General features: G+C 58.5%; 25 protein-coding genes. 24 read left to right on the top strand and 1 reads right to left on the bottom strand.

What is annotated here, in order from left to right; all coding sequences use genetic code 11:
* Positions 1-59: 59 nt before the first annotated feature.
* The 5 genes from ffh (at position 60) to rplS (ending at position 3,630) form a co-directional block, all read left to right on the top strand.
* On the top strand, positions 60-1,436 hold the full coding sequence (ffh, locus tag MMG91_RS16950; protein WP_305446785.1) for a signal recognition particle protein: 1,377 nt from the start codon (positions 60-62) through the stop codon (positions 1,434-1,436).
* 249 nt (positions 1,437-1,685) lie between these two features.
* Complete coding sequence (gene rpsP, locus MMG91_RS16945) at positions 1,686-1,937, top strand: 30S ribosomal protein S16 (protein ID WP_003198088.1); 252 nt, start codon at positions 1,686-1,688, stop codon at positions 1,935-1,937.
* 5 nt (positions 1,938-1,942) lie between these two features.
* Positions 1,943-2,479 (top strand): ribosome maturation factor RimM, encoded by a 537-nt coding sequence (rimM, locus tag MMG91_RS16940; protein ID WP_305446784.1) that lies wholly within the window; start codon positions 1,943-1,945, stop codon positions 2,477-2,479.
* Positions 2,461-3,234 (top strand): tRNA (guanosine(37)-N1)-methyltransferase TrmD, encoded by a 774-nt coding sequence (trmD, locus tag MMG91_RS16935; RefSeq protein WP_310660209.1) that lies wholly within the window; start codon positions 2,461-2,463, stop codon positions 3,232-3,234. The genes rimM and trmD overlap by 19 nt, the downstream gene beginning before the upstream one ends.
* Positions 3,235-3,279: 45 nt before the next feature.
* Positions 3,280-3,630, top strand: coding sequence for a 50S ribosomal protein L19 (rplS, locus tag MMG91_RS16930; RefSeq protein ID WP_003175895.1), 351 nt, complete (start codon positions 3,280-3,282; stop codon positions 3,628-3,630).
* A 284-nt stretch (positions 3,631-3,914) separates the two neighbouring features.
* Here the strand turns inward: rplS and suhB are convergent, their stop codons facing one another.
* Entirely contained in the window at positions 3,915-4,733 is an 819-nt protein-coding gene (gene suhB, locus MMG91_RS16925) for an inositol-phosphate phosphatase (RefSeq protein ID WP_038981724.1), read from the bottom strand.
* A gap of 144 nt (positions 4,734-4,877) precedes the next feature.
* Between suhB and trmJ the strand changes: the two genes are divergently transcribed.
* The 19 genes from trmJ to der all read left to right on the top strand — a co-directional run bounded on the left by trmJ (position 4,878) and on the right by der (position 21,630).
* Complete coding sequence (gene trmJ, locus MMG91_RS16920; RefSeq protein ID WP_052967502.1) at positions 4,878-5,648, top strand: tRNA (cytosine(32)/uridine(32)-2'-O)-methyltransferase TrmJ; 771 nt, start codon at positions 4,878-4,880, stop codon at positions 5,646-5,648.
* A 2-nt stretch (positions 5,649-5,650) separates the two neighbouring features.
* Positions 5,651-6,427, top strand: a complete 777-nt coding sequence (gene cysE, locus MMG91_RS16915; protein WP_007903579.1) for a serine O-acetyltransferase — start codon at positions 5,651-5,653, stop codon at positions 6,425-6,427.
* Between the two features lie 239 nt (positions 6,428-6,666).
* Positions 6,667-7,158 carry a Fe-S cluster assembly transcriptional regulator IscR gene (gene iscR / locus MMG91_RS16910; RefSeq protein WP_007903581.1) on the top strand — a complete coding sequence of 164 codons (492 nt, stop codon included), beginning with the start codon at positions 6,667-6,669 and terminating at the stop codon, positions 7,156-7,158.
* A gap of 50 nt (positions 7,159-7,208) precedes the next feature.
* Complete coding sequence (locus tag MMG91_RS16905; RefSeq protein ID WP_310660208.1) at positions 7,209-8,423, top strand: IscS subfamily cysteine desulfurase; 1,215 nt, start codon at positions 7,209-7,211, stop codon at positions 8,421-8,423.
* Between the two features lie 85 nt (positions 8,424-8,508).
* On the top strand, positions 8,509-8,895 hold the full coding sequence (iscU, locus tag MMG91_RS16900; RefSeq protein WP_003443374.1) for a Fe-S cluster assembly scaffold IscU: 387 nt from the start codon (positions 8,509-8,511) through the stop codon (positions 8,893-8,895).
* Positions 8,896-8,929: 34 nt separating this feature from the next.
* On the top strand, positions 8,930-9,253 hold the full coding sequence (gene iscA, locus MMG91_RS16895; RefSeq protein ID WP_007903589.1) for an iron-sulfur cluster assembly protein IscA: 324 nt from the start codon (positions 8,930-8,932) through the stop codon (positions 9,251-9,253).
* Between the two features lie 8 nt (positions 9,254-9,261).
* Positions 9,262-9,783, top strand: coding sequence for a co-chaperone HscB (gene hscB, locus MMG91_RS16890; RefSeq protein ID WP_008070981.1), 522 nt, complete (start codon positions 9,262-9,264; stop codon positions 9,781-9,783).
* Between the two features lie 51 nt (positions 9,784-9,834).
* On the top strand, positions 9,835-11,697 hold the full coding sequence (hscA, locus tag MMG91_RS16885; protein ID WP_310660207.1) for a Fe-S protein assembly chaperone HscA: 1,863 nt from the start codon (positions 9,835-9,837) through the stop codon (positions 11,695-11,697).
* Positions 11,698-11,700: 3 nt separating this feature from the next.
* Positions 11,701-12,042, top strand: coding sequence for an ISC system 2Fe-2S type ferredoxin (gene fdx / locus MMG91_RS16880; protein ID WP_018927066.1), 342 nt, complete (start codon positions 11,701-11,703; stop codon positions 12,040-12,042).
* Positions 12,043-12,056: 14 nt separating this feature from the next.
* The gene (gene iscX / locus MMG91_RS16875; RefSeq protein WP_008147746.1) at positions 12,057-12,257 is read left to right on the top strand and encodes a Fe-S cluster assembly protein IscX; all 201 of its coding nucleotides are present in this window, start codon (positions 12,057-12,059) and stop codon (positions 12,255-12,257) included.
* Positions 12,258-12,349: 92 nt separating this feature from the next.
* A complete protein-coding gene (ndk, locus tag MMG91_RS16870) occupies positions 12,350-12,775 on the top strand; it encodes a nucleoside-diphosphate kinase (RefSeq protein WP_305425344.1) in 426 nt (141 codons plus the stop codon).
* 28 nt (positions 12,776-12,803) lie between these two features.
* Positions 12,804-13,952 (top strand): 23S rRNA (adenine(2503)-C(2))-methyltransferase RlmN, encoded by a 1,149-nt coding sequence (gene rlmN / locus MMG91_RS16865; RefSeq protein ID WP_007903600.1) that lies wholly within the window; start codon positions 12,804-12,806, stop codon positions 13,950-13,952.
* A 12-nt stretch (positions 13,953-13,964) separates the two neighbouring features.
* Entirely contained in the window at positions 13,965-14,723 is a 759-nt protein-coding gene (gene pilW / locus MMG91_RS16860) for a type IV pilus biogenesis/stability protein PilW (RefSeq protein ID WP_310660206.1), read from the top strand.
* The gene (locus MMG91_RS16855) at positions 14,723-15,754 is read left to right on the top strand and encodes a helix-turn-helix domain-containing protein (protein WP_310660205.1); all 1,032 of its coding nucleotides are present in this window, start codon (positions 14,723-14,725) and stop codon (positions 15,752-15,754) included. The genes pilW and MMG91_RS16855 overlap by 1 nt, the downstream gene beginning before the upstream one ends.
* A 3-nt stretch (positions 15,755-15,757) precedes the next feature.
* Positions 15,758-16,867 carry a flavodoxin-dependent (E)-4-hydroxy-3-methylbut-2-enyl-diphosphate synthase gene (gene ispG, locus MMG91_RS16850; protein WP_007903603.1) on the top strand — a complete coding sequence of 370 codons (1,110 nt, stop codon included), beginning with the start codon at positions 15,758-15,760 and terminating at the stop codon, positions 16,865-16,867.
* Positions 16,868-16,904: 37 nt separating this feature from the next.
* Entirely contained in the window at positions 16,905-18,194 is a 1,290-nt protein-coding gene (hisS, locus tag MMG91_RS16845) for a histidine--tRNA ligase (RefSeq protein WP_305446779.1), read from the top strand.
* 40 nt (positions 18,195-18,234) lie between these two features.
* Positions 18,235-18,876 (top strand): tetratricopeptide repeat protein, encoded by a 642-nt coding sequence (locus MMG91_RS16840; protein WP_305446778.1) that lies wholly within the window; start codon positions 18,235-18,237, stop codon positions 18,874-18,876.
* Positions 18,869-20,020 carry an outer membrane protein assembly factor BamB gene (gene bamB / locus MMG91_RS16835; protein ID WP_032830306.1) on the top strand — a complete coding sequence of 384 codons (1,152 nt, stop codon included), beginning with the start codon at positions 18,869-18,871 and terminating at the stop codon, positions 20,018-20,020. The genes MMG91_RS16840 and bamB overlap by 8 nt, the downstream gene beginning before the upstream one ends.
* 140 nt (positions 20,021-20,160) lie before the next feature.
* Complete coding sequence (der, locus tag MMG91_RS16830) at positions 20,161-21,630, top strand: ribosome biogenesis GTPase Der (RefSeq protein ID WP_008070964.1); 1,470 nt, start codon at positions 20,161-20,163, stop codon at positions 21,628-21,630.
* Positions 21,631-21,651: the final 21 nt, after the last annotated feature.

Below are 21,651 nucleotides of genomic sequence, written 5' to 3'. Positions count from 1 at the left end.
TTTATTCCGGTCTGGGCCGCCATTATCCCGGTCTACACAGGGCCTGAAAGGATCGCGCAATGTTTGAAAACTTAACCGACCGTCTCTCACAGACGCTGCGCCATGTCACCGGCAAGGCCAAGCTGACCGAAGACAACATCAAAGACACCCTGCGCGAAGTGCGCATGGCGTTGCTCGAAGCCGACGTCGCCTTGCCGGTGGTCAAAGACTTCGTCAACTCGGTCAAGGAGCGCGCTGTTGGCACCGAGGTGTCGCGCAGCCTGACGCCGGGCCAGGCCTTCGTGAAAATCGTCCAGGCCGAACTCGAAAGCCTGATGGGCGCGGCCAACGAAGACTTGAACCTGAGCGCCGTTCCTCCTGCCGTCGTGTTGATGGCGGGTTTGCAGGGCGCGGGTAAAACCACCACCGCCGGCAAACTCGCGCGCTTCCTTAAAGAGCGCAAGAAGAAGTCGGTCATGGTCGTGTCCGCGGACGTTTACCGTCCGGCGGCGATCAAGCAGCTTGAAATGCTTGCGGGTGAAGTTGGCGTAACCTTCTTCCCGTCCGACCTGAGCCAGAAGCCGGTCGACATCGCGCAAGCAGCTATAAAAGAAGCAAAGCTTAAGTTTATTGATGTGGTCATCGTCGATACCGCCGGTCGACTGCACATCGACGAAGAGATGATGAGCGAGATCAAGGCGCTGCATGCCGCGATCAACCCCGTTGAAACCCTGTTCGTGGTCGATGCCATGACCGGCCAGGACGCCGCCAACACGGCCAAGGCCTTCGGCGATGCGCTACCGCTGACCGGTGTGATCCTGACCAAGGTCGACGGCGATGCCCGTGGCGGTGCGGCGCTGTCGGTACGTGCCATCACCGGCAAGCCGATCAAGTTCATCGGTATGGGCGAGAAGAGCGAAGCGCTCGAACCGTTCCATCCTGAGCGTATTGCGTCGCGCATCCTCGGCATGGGCGACGTGCTCAGCCTGATCGAGCAGGCCGAGCAGACCCTCGACAAAGACAAGGCCGACAAACTGGCCAAGAAGCTGAAGAAGGGCAAGGGGTTCGACCTCGAAGACTTCCGCGATCAGCTGCAACAGATGAAAAACATGGGCGGCCTCGGCGGCCTCATGGACAAACTGCCGAACATGGGTGGTGTGAACCTGGCGCAAATGGGCAATGCCCAGGGCGCGGCAGAGAAACAGTTCAAGCAGATGGAAGCCATCATCAACTCCATGACCCCGGCCGAGCGCCGCGACCCTGAGCTGATCAGCGGTTCGCGCAAGCGTCGGATTGCCATGGGTTCCGGCACTCAGGTGCAGGACATCGGTCGCTTGATCAAGCAGCACAAGCAGATGCAGAAGATGATGAAGAAGTTCTCCGCGAAAGGCGGAATGGCCAAAATGATGCGCGGCATGGGCGGTATGTTGCCCGGCGGCGGCATGCCGAAAATGTAAAAGATTCGCGCCGGCAGTCATGTCGGCGCTACCCACATGGACGTGGGATCTCCAGCAAACCCGCACTTGGCGGGAGCTGACTGGCCGTTTTCAACGACGGCTCTATAGCAAATCTGGATGGCGGCTGGTAGAGCGCCGGAAAAAGACATTTGCAAAAGTCCGGATATTCCTTAGAATATGCGGCCTTTCGGGCACCTATGCCCGCTGTGCCTTTAGATTTGCAGCACCGACTACAGGAACGATGTTCACATGCTAACAATCCGTCTTGCCCTTGGCGGCTCCAAAAAGCGCCCGTTTTACCACTTGACCGTAACCGACAGCCGCAACCCGCGCGACGGTTCGCACAAGGAACAGGTTGGTTTCTTCAACCCTGTTGCTCGTGGTCAAGAAGTTCGTCTGTCCGTGAACCAAGAGCGCGTAGCCTACTGGCTGAGCGTTGGTGCACAACCTTCTGAGCGCGTTGCTCAGTTGTTGAAGGAATCTGCTAAGGCTGCGGCCTGAGCTATATGAGCGCGACGCCAGCTGTTGCCGATGATTTGATCGTTATTGGCAAAATTTATTCTGTTCATGGCGTTCGCGGCGAAGTGAAGGTGTATTCCTTTACTGATCCGACTGAAAACCTGTTGCAGTACAAAACCTGGACGCTCAAGCGCGAAGGCAATGTGAAGCAGGTCGAGCTGGTCAGCGGACGAGGGAGCGACAAGTTCCTGGTCGCAAAGCTCAAGGGTCTTGATGATCGTGAAGAAGCGCGTCTTCTGGCTGGTTATGAGATCTGTGTGCCGCGCAACCTGTTCCCTGAATTGACCGACGGCGAGTACTACTGGTACCAGCTGGAAGGTCTGAAGGTTATTGATCAACTCGGGCAATTGCTCGGGAAAATCGATCATCTTCTGGAAACCGGCGCCAATGATGTAATGGTGGTCAAGCCTTGCGCTGGCAGCCTGGATGATCGCGAACGCCTGTTGCCCTATACGGAGCAATGCGTGTTGGCTGTCGACCTTGCCGCAGGCGAGATGAAGGTGGAATGGGATGCGGACTTCTAAACGTGGCTAACCTGCGCGTAGAAGTGATCAGTTTGTTTCCCGAGATGTTCTCCGCCATCAGCGAGTACGGCATCACCAGTCGGGCGGTGAAGCAGGGGCTGTTGCAGCTCACCTGTTGGAATCCGCGAGACTACACGACGGATCGACATCACACTGTGGATGATCGCCCATTTGGCGGTGGTCCGGGCATGGTGATGAAGATCAAGCCCCTGGAAGATGCTCTGGTTCAGGCCAAGGCTGCAGCCGGGGAGGCGGCGAAGGTAATTTACCTGTCCCCCCAAGGCCGTCAACTGAATCAGTCGGCGGTACGCGAGTTGGCGAATCTGGATGCATTGATCCTGATTGCCGGCCGCTATGAAGGCATTGACGAGCGTTTTATTGATGCTCATGTCGATGAAGAGTGGTCGATTGGCGACTATGTACTGTCTGGCGGCGAGCTGCCGGCGATGGTCCTGATCGATGCGGTTACACGACTGCTGCCTGGAGCTTTAGGGCATGCGGACTCCGCCGAGGAAGATTCCTTTACGGATGGTTTGCTGGATTGCCCGCACTACACCCGACCGGAGGTGTATGCGGATCAGCGTGTTCCCGACGTATTGCTAAGTGGCAATCACGCGCACATCCGGCGTTGGCGTTTACAGCAGTCCCTTGGTAGGACCTTTGAACGACGCGCCGATCTTCTGGAAAGCCGCTCGCTTTCTGGAGAAGAGAAGAAGCTGCTCGAGGAATACATCCGCGAGCGGGACGATAGTTAACAACGTATCGATGGTAGATCCGACGATTTACCTTAGGAGCACAGCATGACTAACAAAATCATCCTTGCACTCGAAGCAGAGCAGATGACCAAAGAGATCCCTACCTTTGCCCCGGGCGACACCATTGTCGTTCAGGTGAAAGTGAAGGAAGGTGATCGTTCGCGTCTGCAAGCGTTCGAAGGCGTCGTTATCGCCAAGCGTAACCGCGGCGTAAACAGTGCTTTCACCGTTCGTAAAATCTCCAACGGTGTTGGCGTAGAGCGTACTTTCCAGACCTACAGCCCGCAAATCGACAGCATGGCCGTTAAGCGTCGCGGTGACGTACGTAAAGCCAAGCTGTACTACCTGCGTGACCTGTCCGGTAAAGCAGCTCGCATCAAGGAAAAACTGGCTTAAGTCCAGCTTCCGATGCCGAAACGCCAGCCTGTTCAGGCTGGCGATTCAAGAAAATGCCTCGTATCGAAAGATACGGGGCATTTTTCGTTATGGCATATAGGTTAAGGTGCGGAGCCTGTGGGGAGGCGGGCTTGCCCTCGAAGTCGGCATTGATGTTGTCTGGTACGCCGCCTTCGCGGGCAAGCCCGCTCCCACAGGGGGTTGCGACGTTGGGGGGGGGATTTTTTCTGTGCAAAAAAAACGCCCCGAACAAGTCGGGGCGTTTTCTTGAGTTGCTTTTGCGTTTAGCGCTTCAGCGAAGCTGGCAGGTGCGGCTGGATCGCCGTCAATACTGCCTTGAAGCACTTGGTGTTGCCGGCAACGATGTGGCCTTTCTCAAGGAAGTCATGACCGCCGGTGAAATCGCTCACCAAGCCGCCAGCTTCCTGGATCAGCAGGGCGCCTGCAGCCATGTCCCACTCGGACAGGCCTGACTCCCAGAACGCATCGAAACGGCCGGCGGCCACGTAGGCCAGGTCCAGACTCGCTGCGCCAGCGCGGCGGATGCCGGCGGTCTGGCCAACCAGGGCGCGGAACATGCCCAGGTAGTTGTCGAGGTTGTCCATTTGGTCGTCGCGGAACGGGAAGCCGGTACCCAGCAGGGCGCCGTCCAGGCTGGTGCGGCCGCTGACGCGCAGGCGACGACCGTTCAGTTGGGCGCCGCGACCACGGCTGGCGGTGAATTCTTCCTGGCGAACCGGGTCCAGAACAACAGCGTGCTCCAGGCGACCGCGGTATTTGCAGGCAATGCTGACAGCGAAGTGAGGAATGCCGCGCAGGAAGTTGGTGGTGCCGTCCAGTGGATCGATGATCCACAGGTACTCTTCGCCTTCGATGCCGCTACCGGCGTGCATGCCGGTTTCTTCACCCATGATCGAGTGATTAGGGTAAGCCTTGCGCAGCGCGTCGATGATTTTCTGTTCGGCGGCGCGATCCACCTCGGATACGTAATCCTTGGCGTCTTTTTCGTCGACCTTGATGGTATCCAGGCGCTCGATGGAGCGGAAAATCAATTCACTGGCGCTGCGGGCGGCGCGCAGCGCGATATTCAGCATGGGCTGCATGGATGTGTCACCTAAGGTTGTTAAAGAAAGCCGGGCATTCTATCAGAAAGTTTCTACAGGTGAAGGTCGGCGTTCGCTTTCATGGCTTAACGGTAGGATGGGATGTAAGATTCGGCTCCCCTTTTATGTTCGAGAGCGCCTCCCTTGCTGCAAAACATTCGTGTCGTCCTGGTCAATACCAGTCACCCCGGTAATATCGGCGGGGCTGCGCGTGCCATGAAGAACATGGGCCTGTCGCGGCTGGTGCTGGTCGAACCGCGGTTGTTCCCGCATCACGAAGCTGATGCGCGTGCGTCCGGCGCCGGTGACATCCTTGAAAATGCTCAGGTCGTCGCCACTCTGGAAGATGCCTTGGTCGGCTGCAATCTGGTGCTCGGTACCAGTGCTCGCGATCGTCGTATTCCCTGGCCGTTGCTCGATCCCCGCGAATGCGGTGTGAAGGTGGTTGAGGAAGCGGGGCAGGGGGCCGAGATTGCATTAGTGTTCGGTCGTGAAGATTCCGGCCTGACCAATGAAGAGCTACAGCGATGTCATTATCACGTGCACATCCCATCAGACCCCGAGTTCAGCTCGCTGAACCTTGGGGCGGCGGTGCAGGTGTTGAGCTATGAAGTGCGTATGTCCTGGTTGGCGGCCGCAGGTCAGCCGAGCAAGGTCGAGAAGGATGAAGTGGCGTCCACCAAGAGTGGTGAGCTGGCGACCATGGATGAGCTGGAGCGATTCTATGAGCACCTGGAGCAAACGCTGGTGGCCATCGAATTCCTCGACCCGGAAAAACCACGGCACTTGATGGCGCGTCTGCGCCGGTTGTACGGACGCAGCTCGGTCAGCCGGGCGGAAATGAATATATTGCGTGGCATCCTCACGGAAACCCAGAAAGCGGCCCGTGGCGAGCTTCTAAAGCGGAAGGATTAATGATGTTCGAGCGTTTGCGTGAAGATATCCAGAGTGTTTTCCATCGTGACCCGGCGGCGCGTAATGCTTTTGAGGTTCTGACGTGCTATCCGGGCATGCATGCCATCTGGATCCATCGCCTGTCGTCAGCGTTGTGGGGCATGGGCTGGAAATGGCTGGCGCGGCTGGTGTCGAATTTCGGTCGCTGGTTGACCGGGATCGAGATTCATCCGGGCGCCAAGGTTGGTCGTCGCTTCTTTATCGACCATGGCATGGGCATCGTTATCGGTGAGACCGCCGAGATCGGCAACGACGTCACCCTGTACCAAGGCGTGACCCTTGGCGGCACCAGCTGGAACAAGGGTAAGCGTCACCCGACGCTGGAAGACGGCGTAGTGGTCGGGGCGGGCGCCAAGGTGCTCGGCCCGTTTACTGTGGGTGCCGGGGCCAAGGTGGGTTCCAATGCCGTGGTCACCAAGGCGGTTCCGCCTGGGGCGACAGTGGTAGGGATTCCGGGGCGGATCATCGTCAAGTCCGATGAAGAGCAGGACGCCAAGCGCAAGGCCATGGCCGAGAAGATTGGTTTTGATGCCTACGGTGTCGGTGAAGACATGCCGGACCCGGTGGCTCGAGCCATTAACCAGTTGCTCGATCATCTGCAGGCGGTAGATGGTCGACTTGAAGGGATGTGCGGGGCGCTGAAGGACCTGGGTAGCAATTACTGTGCGAAAGATCTGCCTGAACTGCGCGAAGAAGACTTTGCCTGTGTGAAGGACAAGGATCAGAGCCAGGCCAGCTAAACCGAGTCAGTTTCTTCGCGGGCAAGCCTCGCTCCTGCATGGCTTGCGCGAATCCTGTAGGAGCGAGGCTTGCCCGTGATGAACGATAACGCGCAATTGCTGGCTGTGCGCCGCCAGCCTTTGCTATGATGCGCGCGCTCTTTTGCGGGTAAACCTGACTAAAGTACTAGGTCTTATAGTTGACTTAAATACTCGGGAATTGCATACTCGCCCCATTCCGAACTCCGTGGTAATTGTCCATGCGACTGACTACAAAAGGCCGATACGCCGTGACCGCCATGCTAGACCTGGCGTTGCACGCGCAGCACGGGCCGGTGTCCCTGGCCGATATCTCCGAGCGCCAAGGCATCTCCCTGTCCTACCTCGAGCAGCTTTTTGCCAAATTGCGCCGCAGCAATCTGGTTTCCAGCGTTCGTGGTCCGGGCGGTGGCTACCAATTGTCCCGCGACATGCAGGGCATCCAGGTCGCCCAGGTAATCGATGCGGTTAACGAATCGGTCGATGCAACCAAATGCCAGGGGCAAGGTGATTGCCATCAAGGCGACACCTGCTTGACCCACCACTTGTGGTGCGATCTGAGCCTGCAGATTCACGAATTTCTGAGCGGTATCAGCTTGGCTGACCTTGTAACTCGCCGTGAGGTGCAAGAAGTAGCCCAGCGTCAGGACCAGCGTCGTTGCAACAGCAAGGCGCCACGCCTGGACAAGATTGAAGCGTCCGCCGTCGAATAACAGCCAAAGAGCTAGCGGCACGCCAGCCAGCCTGATTTAGGAGATAGTCCATGAAATTGCCGATTTACCTTGATTACTCTGCGACGACCCCGGTTGATCCACGTGTCGCGCAAAAGATGAGTGAATGCCTGCTGGTCGACGGAAACTTCGGTAACCCGGCGTCCCGTTCCCACGTGTTCGGCTGGAAAGCTGAAGAGTCCGTCGAGAACGCTCGCCGTCAGGTGGCTGACCTGGTCAACGCCGACCCGCGTGAAATCGTCTGGACCTCCGGTGCCACCGAGTCCGACAACCTGGCAATCAAGGGTGCGGCGCATTTCTACTCCACCAAAGGCAAACACCTGATCACCACCAAGATTGAGCACAAGGCTGTCCTCGACACCATGCGCCAACTGGAGCGTGAAGGTTTCGAAGTGACTTACCTCGATCCTCGCGAAGATGGTCTGGTAACTCCAGAGATGGTTGAGGCAGCCCTGCGTGACGACACCATCCTGGTGTCGATCATGCACGTGAACAACGAAATCGGCACCATCAATGACATCGCAGCCATCGGCGAACTGACCCGCTCCAAGGGGATCCTGTTCCACGTCGACGCCGCTCAGTCCACCGGTAAGGTCGAGATCGACCTGTCGAAGCTGAAAGTCGACCTGATGTCGTTCTCTGCCCACAAAACCTACGGTCCTAAAGGCATCGGTGCACTGTACGTCAGCCGCAAGCCGCGTGTTCGCATCGAAGCGACCATGCACGGTGGCGGTCACGAGCGTGGCATGCGTTCCGGTACCCTGGCGACTCACCAGATCGTCGGCATGGGCGAAGCGTTCCGTGTGGCCAAGGAAGACATGGCTGCCGAGAATTCACGCATCAAAGCCCTGAGCGACCGTTTCTTCAAGCAGGTCGAAGGCCTGGAAGAGCTGTACGTCAATGGCAGCATGACCGCCCGCGTACCGCACAACCTGAACCTGAGCTTCAACTACGTTGAAGGCGAGTCGCTGATCATGGCGCTCAAGGATCTGGCGGTTTCGTCGGGTTCGGCCTGCACCTCGGCATCGCTTGAACCTTCGTACGTGCTGCGCGCCCTGGGCCGCAACGACGAACTGGCACACAGCTCGATTCGCTTCACCTTCGGCCGTTTCACCACCGAAGAAGAAATCGACTACGCCGCGCAGAAAGTCTGCGAGGCCGTTACCAAGCTGCGCACCTTGTCGCCGCTGTGGGACATGTACAAAGATGGCGTCGACATTTCGAAAATCGAGTGGGCGGCACACTGATATTCAAGTCGCCGCAACCGGGCCCTGCGAATCCACGATTTGCAGGGGTTCAAGAGCGACTCCTGATGAGTGAGGATTAAGAATCATGGCTTACAGCGAAAAGGTCATCGACCACTACGAGAACCCGCGCAACGTCGGCAAGATGGACGCGGAAGATCCTGATGTCGGCACCGGCATGGTCGGCGCTCCGGCGTGCGGCGACGTGATGCGTCTGCAGATCAAGGTCAACGAACAAGGCATCATCGAAGACGCCAAGTTCAAGACTTACGGTTGCGGTTCGGCGATCGCCTCCAGCTCCCTGGCGACCGAGTGGATGAAAGGCAAGACTCTGGATGAAGCAGAGACCATCAAGAACACTCAACTGGCCGAAGAACTGGCCCTGCCGCCAGTGAAAATTCACTGCTCCGTACTTGCTGAAGACGCTATCAAAGCGGCCGTTCGCGACTACAAGCAGAAGAAAGGCTTGATCTGACTTTCAAGATTTGGCGACGAGTAAGGAGTCACCGATGGCTATCAGCATGACAGAAGCGGCTGCTCAACACGTGCGACGCTCCCTCAACGGGCGCGGCAAAGGTGAAGGGATTCGTCTGGGTGTTCGCACCACAGGCTGTTCCGGCCTTGCCTACGTGCTGGAGTTTGTCGACGAGGTGGTGGCAGAGGATCAAGTGTTCGAAAGTCACGGCGAGAAAGTGATCATCGACCCGAAAAGCCTCGCCTACCTGGACGGCACCGAACTCGATTTCGTCAAGGAAGGGTTGAACGAAGGCTTCAAGTTCAACAACCCAAACGTACGCGGTGAATGTGGCTGCGGCGAAAGCTTCAACATCTGAGGCTGCGCGTGGGTACTCCTTGTCATTTCGCTTTATTTGAGCTGAAACCGAGCTTCCGTCTGGATCTCGATCAGTTGGCCACGCGCTACCGTGAGTTGGCGCGCGGTGTTCATCCGGACCGCTTTGCCGACGCTTCCGAGCGTGAGCAGCGGCTGGCGCTCGAGCAATCCGCGAGCCTCAACGAGGCCTACCAGACGCTCAAAAGTCCCCCCAAGCGCGCGCGCTACTTGCTCGCCATGGGCGGTCGTGAGCTGCCGCTGGAGGTCACGGTGCATGATCCGGAGTTTCTTCTGCAGCAGATGGAGTTGCGTGAGGAACTCGAAGACCTGCAAGACAGCGCCGACCTGGCGGGTGTTGCAGTGTTCAAGCGTCGCCTGAAGACCGCGCAGGATGAACTGAACGAAAGCTTCGCAGCCTGTTGGGATGATGCAGCGCAACGTGAACAGGCCGAACGCCTGATGCGGCGCATGCAGTTCCTCGACAAGCTCACCTACGAAGTGCGCCAGTTAGAAGAGCGCCTCGACGATTAACCCAGTGCCGCTCCGGTCGCACGCCTGATATACAGATAAGTCCTGATAACGATGGCCCTACTGCAGATCGCCGAACCCGGCCAAAGTCCTCAACCGCACCAGCGTCGTCTGGCTGTGGGGATCGACTTGGGCACTACCAATTCGCTGGTCGCTGCGTTGCGCAGTGGTCTTTCCGAGCCTCTGGCCGACGCGCAAGGGCAGGTCATCCTGCCGTCTGCCGTGCGCTATCACGCCGATCGCGTCGAAGTCGGCGAATCGGCCAAACTGGCCGCCGCGTCCGATCCTTTGAACACTGTGCTGTCGGTCAAGCGCTTGATGGGTCGTGGTTTGTCCGACGTCAAGCAATTGGGCGATCAGTTGCCGTACCGTTTTGTCGACGGCGAGTCGCACATGCCGTTCATCGACACGATTCAGGGCCCGAAAAGCCCGGTCGAAGTCTCCGCCGATATCCTCAAGGTGCTGCGTCAGCGCGCTGAAGAGACCTTGGGTGGTGAGCTGGTGGGGGCGGTGATCACCGTTCCGGCCTACTTCGACGATGCTCAGCGTCAAGCCACCAAGGATGCGGCCAAACTGGCCGGTCTGAACGTGCTGCGTTTGCTCAATGAGCCAACCGCCGCCGCTGTGGCTTACGGTCTGGATCAGCACGCTGAAGGCCTGGTCGCGATTTATGACCTGGGCGGCGGTACTTTCGATATATCGATTCTGCGCCTGACCGGCGGTGTCTTCGAAGTGCTGGCTACCGGCGGCGACAGTGCCCTGGGTGGCGATGACTTCGATCACGCCATTGCGGGCTGGATTATCGAGGGCGCCGGTCTGTCCGCCGACCTCGATCCGGGTACGCAACGTAATCTGCTGCAAACCGCGTGCGCAGCCAAAGAAGCCCTGACCCATTGCTCGTCCGTCGAAGTCGCTTATGGCAACTGGAAGGCCGAGTTGACCCGTGAAGCCTTCAATGCGCTGATCGAGCCGATGGTTGCTCGCAGCCTGAAAGCCTGCCGCCGCGCGGTGCGTGATTCCGGTATCGAGCTGGAAGACGTTCACGCTGTGGTCATGGTCGGCGGCTCGACGCGCGTGCCTCGCGTCCGCGAAGCCGTTGCGCACGCCTTCGGTCGCGAACCACTGACCGAAATCGATCCGGATCAAGTCGTCGCCATCGGTGCCGCGATCCAGGCCGATACCCTGGCCGGCAACAAGCGTGACGGCGGCGAACTGCTGTTGCTCGACGTGATTCCGCTGTCCCTGGGGCTGGAAACCATGGGCGGCCTGATGGAGAAGGTGATTCCGCGCAACACCACCATCCCCGTCGCCCGGGCTCAGGACTTCACCACGTATAAAGATGGCCAGTCGGCCATGGCGATCCACGTATTGCAGGGTGAGCGCGAGCTGATCAGCGACTGCCGCTCCCTGGCGCGCTTCGAATTGCGCGGTATTCCGGCGATGGTGGCCGGTGCGGCGAAGATTCGCGTGACCTTCCAGGTCGATGCCGACGGTCTGCTCAGTGTCTCGGCCCGCGAGTTGGGTTCGGGCGTCGAAGCCAGCATCCAGGTCAAGCCGTCCTATGGCCTGACCGACGGCGAAATCGCCAAAATGCTCAAGGATTCGTTCCAGCACGCCAACGACGACAAGGTCGCCCGGGTATTGCGTGAGCAGCAGGTCGATGCCCAACGCCTGATTGAGGCGGTGCAGGGCGCCCTGGATGTCGACGGTGAACGCCTGCTCGACGCCGAAGAGCGCATGGTCATCGAATTGCAGATGCAGGAGCTGACCGAATTGATGAAAGGCACCGATGGCTACGCCATCGAGCAGCAGACCAAGCGTCTGTCGCAAGTGACCGATGCCTTTGCTGCCCGCCGCCTGGACTCGACGGTGAAAGCCGCTCTGGCGGGGCGCAATCTGAATGAAATCGAGGAATAATTGATGCCGCAGGTCATTTTTCTGCCACACGAGAAGTTCTGCCCGGAAGGCATGGTTGTAGAGGCTGAGCCTGGCATATCCATTCTCGAACTGGCCCATGAACACCATATCGAGATGGAAAGCGCCTGTGGCGGCGTCTGCGCGTGCACCACTTGTCACTGCATCATTCGTGAGGGTTTCGACTCGCTGGAAGAGGCTGATGAGCTGGAGGAAGACTATCTTGATAAGGCTTGGGGGCTGGAAGCCCAGTCACGTCTGGCCTGTCAGGCAAAAGTCGGCACTGAAGACCTGACCGTCGAAATTCCGAAATACTCGCTCAACCATGCCGCCGAAGCGCCGCACTGATTCAAGGAACCGACATGAGTCTGAAATGGGTTGATGTGCTGGAAATCGCGATCCAGCTGGCTGAGTCAAAGCCGGATGTGGACCCGCGTTACGTGAACTTCGTCGATCTGCACAAATGGGTGCTGGCATTGCCGGAGTTCAGTGATGATCCGACCCGCGGTGGCGAGAAGGTGCTTGAAGCCATTCAGGCCGCCTGGATCGAAGAAGCAGACTGAGTCTGCACCGTACGCAGTTAGGCAATACCCAAGAACCCGCGTATAATTCGCGGGTTTAATTTTTCGCAAATTACCGTTTCTGGAGTTACACCATGGCTGTTCAACGTACTTTCTCCATCATCAAGCCTGACGCCGTTGCTAAAAACGTGATCGGCAAGATCGTTTCCCGTTTCGAAGACGCTGGCCTGCGCGTTGTAGCTTCGAAAATGAAGCAACTGTCCAAAGCCGAAGCTGAAGGCTTCTACGCTGAGCACAGCGCTCGTGGTTTCTTCAACGACCTGGTTGCTTTCATGATCTCCGGTCCGGTTGTCGTTCAGGTTCTGGAAGGCGAAAACGCTATCGCTCTGAACCGTGAGCTGATGGGCGCTACCAACCCTAAAGAAGCTGCTGCCGGCACCATCCGTGCTGACTTCGCTGATTCCATCGACGCCAACGCCGTACACGGTTCGGACTCCGAAGCCGCTGCTGCTCGCGAAATCTCGTACTTCTTCGCAGCTACTGAAGTAACCACTCGCTAAGCATTGGCTTAAGAGTGAAGGTGAATCCATGACTACATCGACTGTAAAAACCAACCTGCTGGGTCTGACTCAACAGGAAATGGAAAAATTCTTCGACTCGATCGGGGAGAAGCGTTTCCGTGCCGGTCAGGTAATGAAATGGATTCACCACCTTGGCGTCGATGATTTCGACGCCATGACGAACGTCAGCAAGGCCTTGCGCGACAAGCTCAAGGCTATTGCCGAAGTTCGTGGTCCTGAAGTGGTCAGCGAGGACATCTCCACCGACGGCACCCGTAAGTGGGTAGTGCGCGTGGCGTCCGGCAGCTGCGTCGAGACCGTCTACATTCCCCAGGGCAAACGTGGCACGTTGTGCGTTTCGTCCCAGGCAGGCTGTGCCCTGGATTGCAGTTTCTGCTCCACCGGCAAGCAAGGTTTCAACAGCAACCTCACCGCCGCCGAAGTCATCGGCCAGGTGTGGATTGCCAATAAATCATTCGGCAGCATCCCGGCGACCGCCGACCGTGCCATCACCAACGTGGTGATGATGGGCATGGGCGAGCCGCTGCTAAACTTCGACAACGTCGTGGCCGCCATGCATCTGATGATGGATGACTTGGGCTACGGGATCTCCAAGCGCCGCGTAACCCTGTCTACTTCGGGCGTGGTGCCGATGATCGATGAGCTGTCCAAGCACATCGACGTGTCCCTCGCGTTGTCGCTGCACGCACCAAACGACGCATTGCGTAACCAATTGGTGCCGATCAACAAGAAATATCCGCTTAAGATGCTGCTCGAGTCGTGCCAGCGCTACATGTCGTCCCTGGGCGAAAAACGCGTGCTGACCATCGAGTACACCTTGCTCAAGGACATCAACGACAAGGTTGAACATGCCGTTGAAATGATCGAATTGCTCAAGAACATCCCGTGCAAGATCAACCTGATTCCATTCAATCCGTTCCCGCATTCCGGTTACGAGCGCCCGAGCAACAACGCGATTCGCCGGTTCCAGGATCAGCTTCACCATGCAGGCTTCAATGTCACCGTACGCACCACCCGCGGTGAAGACATCGATGCCGCGTGTGGCCAATTGGTAGGGCAGGTGCTGGATCGCACCCGTCGCAGCGAACGTTATATCGCCGTACGCGAGTTGAGCGCCGAAAACGATATCGCAACAAACGCCGCGAACAATAATTAAGAGAGGATCTCTATGTCCCTGCGCTTCGCGCTGCTTGTGCTGTTGGCCAGTCTTTGTGCTGGTTGTGTCCTGTCGGGCGATTTCAACCCGATGAAGACCAGCAAGGGCCGTGATGAAGCGCGTGCCGCCTACGTGCAGCTGGGCCTGGGGTATCTGCAGCAAGGCATGAACGAACGTGCCAAAGTCCCGTTGAAGAAGGCTTTGGACCTGGACAGCTCGGATCCTGACGCCAACGCGGCACTGGGGCTGGTGTTCCACGCCGAGATGGAGCCGGAACTGGCCGATCAGCACTTTCGCAAGGCGCTGTCTTCCCGTCCCGCCGATGCGCGAATCCTGAACAACTACGGCAGCTTTCTTTTCGAAGAGAAACGTTACAAAGAGGCGTACGAGCGCTTCGAACAGGCCGCCGCCGATACCCTGTATCCTGAGCGTTCACGGGTTTTCGAAAACCTGGGCATGACCGCTTCAAAGCTTGGTCAGCGTGATCTGGCTCGCCAGCAACTGCAAAAAGCACTGCGTTTGAATCGCCAACAGCCACGTGCATTGCTGGAAATGGCTGAGTTGTCTTACGAAGACAGGCATTATGTGCCCGCGCGTGACTATTACGACCGTTTTAGCCTGCTCACCGAGCAAAATGCACGTAGTCTATTGCTCGGCGTTCGGCTGGCAAAAGTGTTCGAAGATCGCGACAAGGCCGCCAGTTTTGGCCTGCAATTAAAACGACTCTATCCCGGTACGCCGGAATATCAGCAATACCTGTCGGAGCAATGATGAAAGCGGCGCATCCCGAAGTTGTAGCAGCGAATCGCGTTAACCCCGGTGAGACTTTGCGCCAGGCCCGCGAAAGCAATGGCTGGTCGCTGGCCGAAGTGGCCCTCAAGCTCAACCTCACCGTCAATTCCCTGAGTAATCTGGAAGCCGGCGCTTTCGACAAGCTGCCTGGGCACACCTTTGCTCGTGGCTATATTCGCGCGTATGCCAAATTGCTCGGCATGGACCAAACCGTTCTGGTCCAGCAGTTCGACCAATCCACCGGTACCGACTCCCAAGGCAGCAACGTCCATAGCCTGGGGCGTATCGAAGAGCCGGTTCGGGTTTCCCACACCATTTTGCGAATTGTCAGCCTGCTGTTGCTGCTCGCGGTGATTGGCGGTGGTTTTATCTGGTGGCAGGATCAAACCTCATTGCGCACCAAGGACCTGATCAGCCTGGCGCCGGAACACGTTGAAGTCGAAGGCGCCGACGGCACCACCCAGATTCACCCATTGGACGAGCCGGAAGATCAGGCCGTTGCACAAGGTCAGGTTGAAGGTGAAACGCCTCTTGCGCTGCCTCAGGCCGAGACTTCGGCCGAGGAGCCAATCAGTGCCGAAACGAGCGCACCGGTTCCAGCGCCAGCGGCTCCAGCAGTAACGCCAGCGGCTGCGGCCCACAGCACTGCTCCGGTTGTTGCGACACCGGCAACACCAGCCCCGGCTGTACCCGCTGTACCTGCACCGGTTATCACGGCTCCGATCGCTCCGACCGCCCCGGCTCCAGCCCCAGCAGCTCCGGTGGCCGGCCAAGGCCAGGTTCAACTGCAATTCACCGCCGATTGCTGGACGCAAGTAACCGATGGCACGGGTAAGGTGCTGTTGAGTGGTCTCAAGCGTAAAGGCGAAAATGTTACTGTCAGCGGCAAACCGCCTTTTTCCCTGCGTCTGGGCTTCGCCCGTGGCGCACAGGTCAGTTACAACGGGCAGGTGGTTGATGTCGCTCCGTTCACCAGTGGCGAGACTGCTCGCCTGAAGTTGGGTCAATAAGTCATGCACGGCGAATCTCCAATCAAACGTCGCGAATCCCGCAAGATCTGGGTCGGTAACGTGCCCGTGGGCGGCGATGCGCCTATCGCTGTGCAGAGCATGACCAACAGCGACACCAATGACGTGGCCGCCACCGTGGCCCAGATCAATCGTCTGGAAGCCGCCGGCGTCGATATCGTGCGGGTTTCGGTGCCGGACATGGACGCCGCCGAAGCCTTCGGCAAGATCAAGCAACTGGTCAAAGTACCGTTGGTGGCCGACATCCACTTCGACTACAAGATCGCTTTGCGCGTCGCCGAACTGGGCGTCGATTGCCTGCGGATCAACCCGGGCAACATCGGTCGTGAAGACCGCGTGCGTGCGGTGGTCGATGCTGCCCGTGATCGCGGGATTCCGATCCGCATCGGCGTCAACGCCGGTTCCCTGGAAAAAGACCTGCAAAAGAAATATGGCGAGCCGACTCCCGCTGCACTGGTCGAGTCCGCCTTGCGTCACGTTGAACACCTCGAGCGCCTGAATTTCCAAGACTTCAAGGTCAGCGTGAAAGCCTCCGACGTGTTCATGGCCGTCGCCGCCTACCGCTTGCTGGCCAAGGAAATCGTCCAGCCGCTGCACTTGGGTATCACCGAAGCCGGTGGTTTGCGTTCAGGCACGGTGAAATCCGCCGTGGGCCTCGGTATGCTGCTCGCCGAAGGGATTGGCGATACTATTCGCATCTCGTTGGCGGCTGACCCGGTCGAGGAAGTGAAAGTCGGCTACGACATTCTCAAATCCCTGCACCTGCGTTCCCGTGGCATCAACTTCATCGCCTGCCCGAGCTGCTCGCGGCAGAACTTCGATGTGGTCAAAACCATGAACGAGCTGGAAGGGCGTCTCGAAGACCTGTTGGTGCCGCTGGATGTCGCGGTCATCGGTTGCGTGGTCAACGGCCCGGGCGAAGCCAAGGAAGCCCATATCGGCTTGACCGGCGGCACGCCAAACCTGATTTACATCGACGGCAAGCCGTCGCAGAAACTGACTAATGACAATCTGGTGGATGAGCTTGAACGCTTGATCCGCCAGAAAGCGGCCGAAAAGGTCGAAGCCGACGCGGCTGTAATCGCTCGCGGCTGAGCCTGACTGAAGAGCCGAACGAATTTAAGGATTTATAGTGAGCAAGTCTCTGCAAGCCATTCGTGGCATGAACGACATCCTGCCCGAACAGACTCCCCTGTGGCGTCATTTCGAGGGCACTGTTTCGCGTTTGCTGGATAACTACGGTTACAAGCAGATTCGCATGCCGATCGTCGAGTTCACCGAGCTGTTCAAACGCTCCATCGGTGAAGTGACCGACATCGTCGAAAAAGAGATGTACACCTTCGAGGACCGCAACGGCGATTCCCTGACCCTGCGCCCTGAAGGCACCGCGGCCTGCGTGCGTGCGGTGCTCGAGCACGGCATCACCGGCGGCGGCCAGGTGCAGAAACTCTGGTACATCGGCCCGATGTTCCGTCACGAGCGTCCGCAGAAAGGTCGTTATCGCCAGTTCCACCAGATTGGTTGCGAAGTCTTCAATCTCGACGGTCCGGACATCGACGCCGAGCTGATCGTGCTGACCTGGCGCCTGTGGGGCGAGCTGGGTATCCGCGATGCGGTCAAGCTCGAACTCAATAGCCTGGGCACCAGCGAGTCCCGTGGTCGTTATCGTGAAGCCTTGGTCGAATACCTGTCTGCTCGCCTGGATCAACTGGACGAAGACAGCCAGCGCCGTCTGAAGACCAACCCGCTGCGGGTTCTGGATACCAAGAACCCTGACACTCAAGCGGCGTTGGCCGACGCGCCAAAAATGGCCGATTACCTCGACGAAGAATCCCGCGTGCACTTCGAGGGCCTCAAGGCTCGTCTGGACGCTGCCGGCATTCCTTATGTGATCAACCCGAAGCTGGTTCGCGGGCTGGATTACTACAGCAAGACCGTTTTCGAATGGGTCACCGACAAGTTGGGCGCCCAGGGCACCGTATGTGCCGGTGGTCGTTACGACGGTCTGGTGGAGCAGATGGGCGGCAAGCCGACCACGGGCGTTGGCTTCGCCATGGGCATCGAGCGTCTGGTGCTGCTGCTTGAAACCCTGGAACAGATTCCCGAAGAGATTTCCCGTCAGGTCGATGTCTACCTCTGCGCCTTTGGTGAAGCCGCCGAGCTGGCCGGTCTGGCCCTGAGCGAGCGTGTTCGTGATCAATTGCCCAACCTGCGCCTGCAAGTCAATGCCGGCGCCGGCAGCTTCAAAAGCCAGTTCAAGAAAGCCGACAAGAGCGGTGCGCTGTACGCATTGATTCTCGGTGAGGACGAAATGGCCCAGCAAGTGGTAGGTTTCAAACCCCTGCGTGGCCAGGGCGAACAACAAAGCATTGCCTGGGATGCGCTTGCTGCACACCTGGCCACCTGCGTCGTGCAGGGTTGAAGCTGTCAAACAGCCGATTTAGCGATTAAGGAGTATTGGGGTGTCGAGTACCGAAGACGAACATCTGGCGGAGTTGAAGGACTGGTGGACACGCAACGGCAAGCCCCTGGTCACTGGCGGCCTGTTGGCGCTGGTCATCGTGTTCGGCTGGCAGGCCTTTCAGAAGTATCAGAGCAATCAGTCGCAAGGCGCCTCGATTCTCTATCAGCAATTGCTCGAAACCACGCTGACGCCTGACGGCAAGCCTGATGCTGCACGTGTTTCGGATCTGGCCGGCAAGCTCAACAGCGAGTTCGGCGGCACCGCTTACGCACAATACGGCAGCCTGTTCATGGCGAAAGTCGCGGTCGACAGCGGCAAGCTGGATGACGCAGCCACCGAGCTGAAAGCCATTGTCGACAAACCGGCCAACCCGGCACTCGGCGAAATTGCCCGTCAGCGCCTGGCGCAGGTGCTGGCCGCGCAGAACAAGGTCGAGGAAGCCCTGAAACTGCTCGAAGGCGATGCCGACAAAGCGTTCCTGGCCACTCGCGAAGAACTCAAAGGCGACCTGCTGGTGCAGTTGGGTCGTACCGACGAAGCGAACACGGCGTATCAAAAAGCCAAGGCGGCACTGTCGGATGAAGCGGCGGTCGGTGGCCTACAAATCAAGCTGGACGACCTGGCCAAAGGGGATGCGTGACGTGATCCGTTGGAAACATGCAGCATTGCTGGCTCTGGCCATATTGGCCGCGGGTTGCAGCAGCAACAGCAAAAAAGAATTGCCACCGGCCGAGTTGACCGACTTCAAAGAAGAAGTGGTTCTGCAAAAGCAGTGGAGTCGTTCGATCGGTGACGGTCAGGGCGAAACCTACAACATGCTGGTTCCGGCGATAGATGGCGATACCATCTATGCCGCCGACGTCACCGGTGTGGTAATGGCGATGGATCGCAGCAATGGCGACGTCAAATGGAAGAAAGATCTCGAACTGCCTGTTTCCGGTGCCGTTGGCGTGGGTTACGGTCTGGTCATGATCGGCACGCTCAAGGGCGAAATCGTTGCCCTGGATGCCAGCAGCGGTGAAGAGAAGTGGCGCGCTCGCGTGACCAGCGAAGTGCTCGCGCCGCCGGCCACCAACGGTGACGTTGTTGTGGTTCAGACCCAGGATGACCGTCTGATCGGTCTGGATGCTGCTACCGGCAACCAGCGCTGGTTGTATGACAGCACGCCAGCGGTTCTGACCCTGCGCGGCACCAGCGCACCGATCGTCACCAACCGCCTCGCGGTGGCTGGCCTGTCGACTGGTAAAGTGGTCGCTCTGGATGTTTCCAACGGCGTGCCGGTGTGGGAACAGCGCGTAGCGATTCCACAAGGTCGTTCGGAACTGGAGCGAGTGGTCGATATCGACGGTGGCTTGCTGCTGTCCGGCGGCACGCTGTATGTCGCCAGCTACCAGGGTCGCGTTGCGGCACTGGACCTGGAAAGCGGTCGTCAGCTCTGGCAGCGCGATGCTTCCAGCTATGCCGGCGTTGCTCAGGGTTTCGGCAGCGTCTACGTGAGCCTGTCTGCGGGCACCGTTGAAGGCGTCGACGAACGTTCTACCACTGCTTTGTGGAGCAACGATTCGCTGGCCCGCCGTCAACTGTCGGCTCCGGAAGTGTTCTCCAGCTATGTTGCAGTCGGTGATATGGAAGGTTACCTGCACCTGCTGAGTCAGGTGGACGGTCGTTTCGTCGGCCGCGAGCGCATCGACAGTGACGGCCTGCGTGCCCGTCCGCTGGTGGTGGGTGACACGATTTATCTGTATGGCAACAGCGGCAAACTGGAAGCCCTGACCATTAAGTAAAGGTTTGACTATGCTTGGGGTTTAACCCCCAAGCGGCCCCGTTCTGCGGGGCTCGCAGCGCTTACAGGCGCTGCCCCGAGCACCAGCCGCTGCCTCGCAGCGGCTTTTGTATTTTCTGAAATAACGAAGTGGAGAGCCGCATGGTTCCCGTAATCGCCCTGGTGGGCCGACCGAACGTCGGCAAGTCCACCTTGTTCAACCGCCTGACCAGGACTCGCGACGCCATCGTCGGCGACCTGTCCGGTCTGACCCGTGATCGCCAGTACGGTGAGGCCAAGTGGCAAGGGCGTTCCTACATTCTGGTCGACACCGGCGGTATCTCCGGTGACGAGCACGGTATGGACGAAAAAATGGCCGAGCAGTCGCTGCTGGCCATTGAAGAAGCGGATGTCGTTTTATTCCTGGTAGATGCCAAGGCCGGTTTTACCGCCGCCGACCAGATGATCGCCGAGCACTTGCGCAAGCGTAACAAGCGTTCTTACGTGGTTGCCAACAAGGTCGACAACATCGACCCTGAAATGGCCCGCGCCGAATTCGCCCCGTTGGGCATGGGCCACGCGATCCCGATCGCCGGTGCTCATGGTCGTGGTATCACCCAGATGCTGGAAATCGCCCTCAGCGACTTCCCGAAAGACGACGAAGAGCCGGAAGAAGGCGAAGAAGAGATCGTTGCCGAAGGTGAGGAAGCCAAGCGCATTCCTGGCCCAAGCGAAAAAGACGGTATCAAGATCGCCATCATCGGCCGTCCGAACGTCGGCAAGTCGACCCTGGTCAACCGTATGCTCGGTGAAGACCGGGTTATCGTTTATGACCAGCCCGGCACCACCCGCGACAGCATCTACATCCCGTTTGAACGTAACGACGAGAAGTACACGCTGATCGACACCGCTGGTGTGCGCAAGCGCGGCAAGATCCACGAAGAAGTCGAAAAGTTCTCCGTGGTCAAAACCCTGCAAGCGATCAAAGACGCCAACGTGGTGATCTTCGTGATGGACGCCCGCGAAGGCGTGGTGGACCACGACCTCAACCTGCTGGGCTTTGCCCTTGAAGCCGGTCGTGCGCTGGTGATCGCGATCAACAAGTGGGACGGCATGACGCCGAGCGAGCGCGACTTCGTGAAGGTTGAGCTGCAACGTCGACTGTTCTTCGTTGACTTCGCCGATATCCACTTCATCTCGGCCCTGCACGGCACTGGCGTAGGCAACCTCTACGCGTCGGTACAGAACTCGTTCAAGTCCGCTGTCACCCGCTGGCCGACCAACCGCCTGACCCAGATTCTGGAAGATGCGGTCGGTGAGCACGCGCCACCGATGGTCAACAACCGCCGGATCAAGCTGCGTTATGCTCACTTGGGTGGTGCCAACCCGCCGATCATCGTGATCCACGGTAACCAGATCGAGAAGGTTCCGAAGTCTTACGTCCGTTACCTGGAAAACACTTACCGTCGTGTGCTCAAGCTGGTCGGTACGCCGATCCGTATCGAGTTCAAGGGCGGCGAGAACCCGTACGAAGGCAACAAGAACTCGCTTACCGACCGCCAGGTCAACAAGAAACGCCGCATGATGTCGCACCACAAAAAGGCCGACAAAAAGCGCCGCGACAAGCGCTGATTCACGGCTGCCGCTGATCGT

The organism is Pseudomonas sp. JL3 (genome assembly GCF_031570575.1).
Lineage (GTDB): Bacteria > Pseudomonadota > Gammaproteobacteria > Pseudomonadales > Pseudomonadaceae > Aquipseudomonas > Aquipseudomonas cucumis.
Note: the sequence above shows the minus strand (reverse complement) of the source record. Positions and strands in the feature narration are given on the sequence as shown.

Bases quoted from the DNA above. Each gene is read 5' to 3' on its own strand.
- iscU (WP_003443374.1), top strand. From the start codon at position 8,509: ATGGCTTACAGCGAAAAGGTCATCGACCACTACGAGAACCCGCGCAAC.
- hscA (WP_310660207.1), top strand. From the start codon at position 9,835: ATGGCCCTACTGCAGATCGCCGAACCCGGCCAAAGTCCTCAACCGCAC.
- MMG91_RS16905 (WP_310660208.1), top strand. From the start codon at position 7,209: ATGAAATTGCCGATTTACCTTGATTACTCTGCGACGACCCCGGTTGAT.
- rimM (WP_305446784.1), top strand. From the start codon at position 1,943: ATGAGCGCGACGCCAGCTGTTGCCGATGATTTGATCGTTATTGGCAAA.
- rlmN (WP_007903600.1), top strand. From the start codon at position 12,804: ATGACTACATCGACTGTAAAAACCAACCTGCTGGGTCTGACTCAACAG.
- der (WP_008070964.1), top strand. From the start codon at position 20,161: ATGGTTCCCGTAATCGCCCTGGTGGGCCGACCGAACGTCGGCAAGTCC.
- iscA (WP_007903589.1), top strand. From the start codon at position 8,930: ATGGCTATCAGCATGACAGAAGCGGCTGCTCAACACGTGCGACGCTCC.
- trmD (WP_310660209.1), top strand. From the start codon at position 2,461: ATGGGATGCGGACTTCTAAACGTGGCTAACCTGCGCGTAGAAGTGATC.
- iscX (WP_008147746.1), top strand. From the start codon at position 12,057: ATGAGTCTGAAATGGGTTGATGTGCTGGAAATCGCGATCCAGCTGGCT.
- rpsP (WP_003198088.1), top strand. From the start codon at position 1,686: ATGCTAACAATCCGTCTTGCCCTTGGCGGCTCCAAAAAGCGCCCGTTT.
- suhB (WP_038981724.1), bottom strand. From the start codon at position 4,733: ATGCAGCCCATGCTGAATATCGCGCTGCGCGCCGCCCGCAGCGCCAGT.
- ispG (WP_007903603.1), top strand. From the start codon at position 15,758: ATGCACGGCGAATCTCCAATCAAACGTCGCGAATCCCGCAAGATCTGG.
- ffh (WP_305446785.1), top strand. From the start codon at position 60: ATGTTTGAAAACTTAACCGACCGTCTCTCACAGACGCTGCGCCATGTC.
- ndk (WP_305425344.1), top strand. From the start codon at position 12,350: ATGGCTGTTCAACGTACTTTCTCCATCATCAAGCCTGACGCCGTTGCT.
- pilW (WP_310660206.1), top strand. From the start codon at position 13,965: ATGTCCCTGCGCTTCGCGCTGCTTGTGCTGTTGGCCAGTCTTTGTGCT.
- cysE (WP_007903579.1), top strand. From the start codon at position 5,651: ATGTTCGAGCGTTTGCGTGAAGATATCCAGAGTGTTTTCCATCGTGAC.
- rplS (WP_003175895.1), top strand. From the start codon at position 3,280: ATGACTAACAAAATCATCCTTGCACTCGAAGCAGAGCAGATGACCAAA.
- iscR (WP_007903581.1), top strand. From the start codon at position 6,667: ATGCGACTGACTACAAAAGGCCGATACGCCGTGACCGCCATGCTAGAC.
- bamB (WP_032830306.1), top strand. From the start codon at position 18,869: ATGCGTGACGTGATCCGTTGGAAACATGCAGCATTGCTGGCTCTGGCC.
- MMG91_RS16855 (WP_310660205.1), top strand. From the start codon at position 14,723: ATGAAAGCGGCGCATCCCGAAGTTGTAGCAGCGAATCGCGTTAACCCC.
- fdx (WP_018927066.1), top strand. From the start codon at position 11,701: ATGCCGCAGGTCATTTTTCTGCCACACGAGAAGTTCTGCCCGGAAGGC.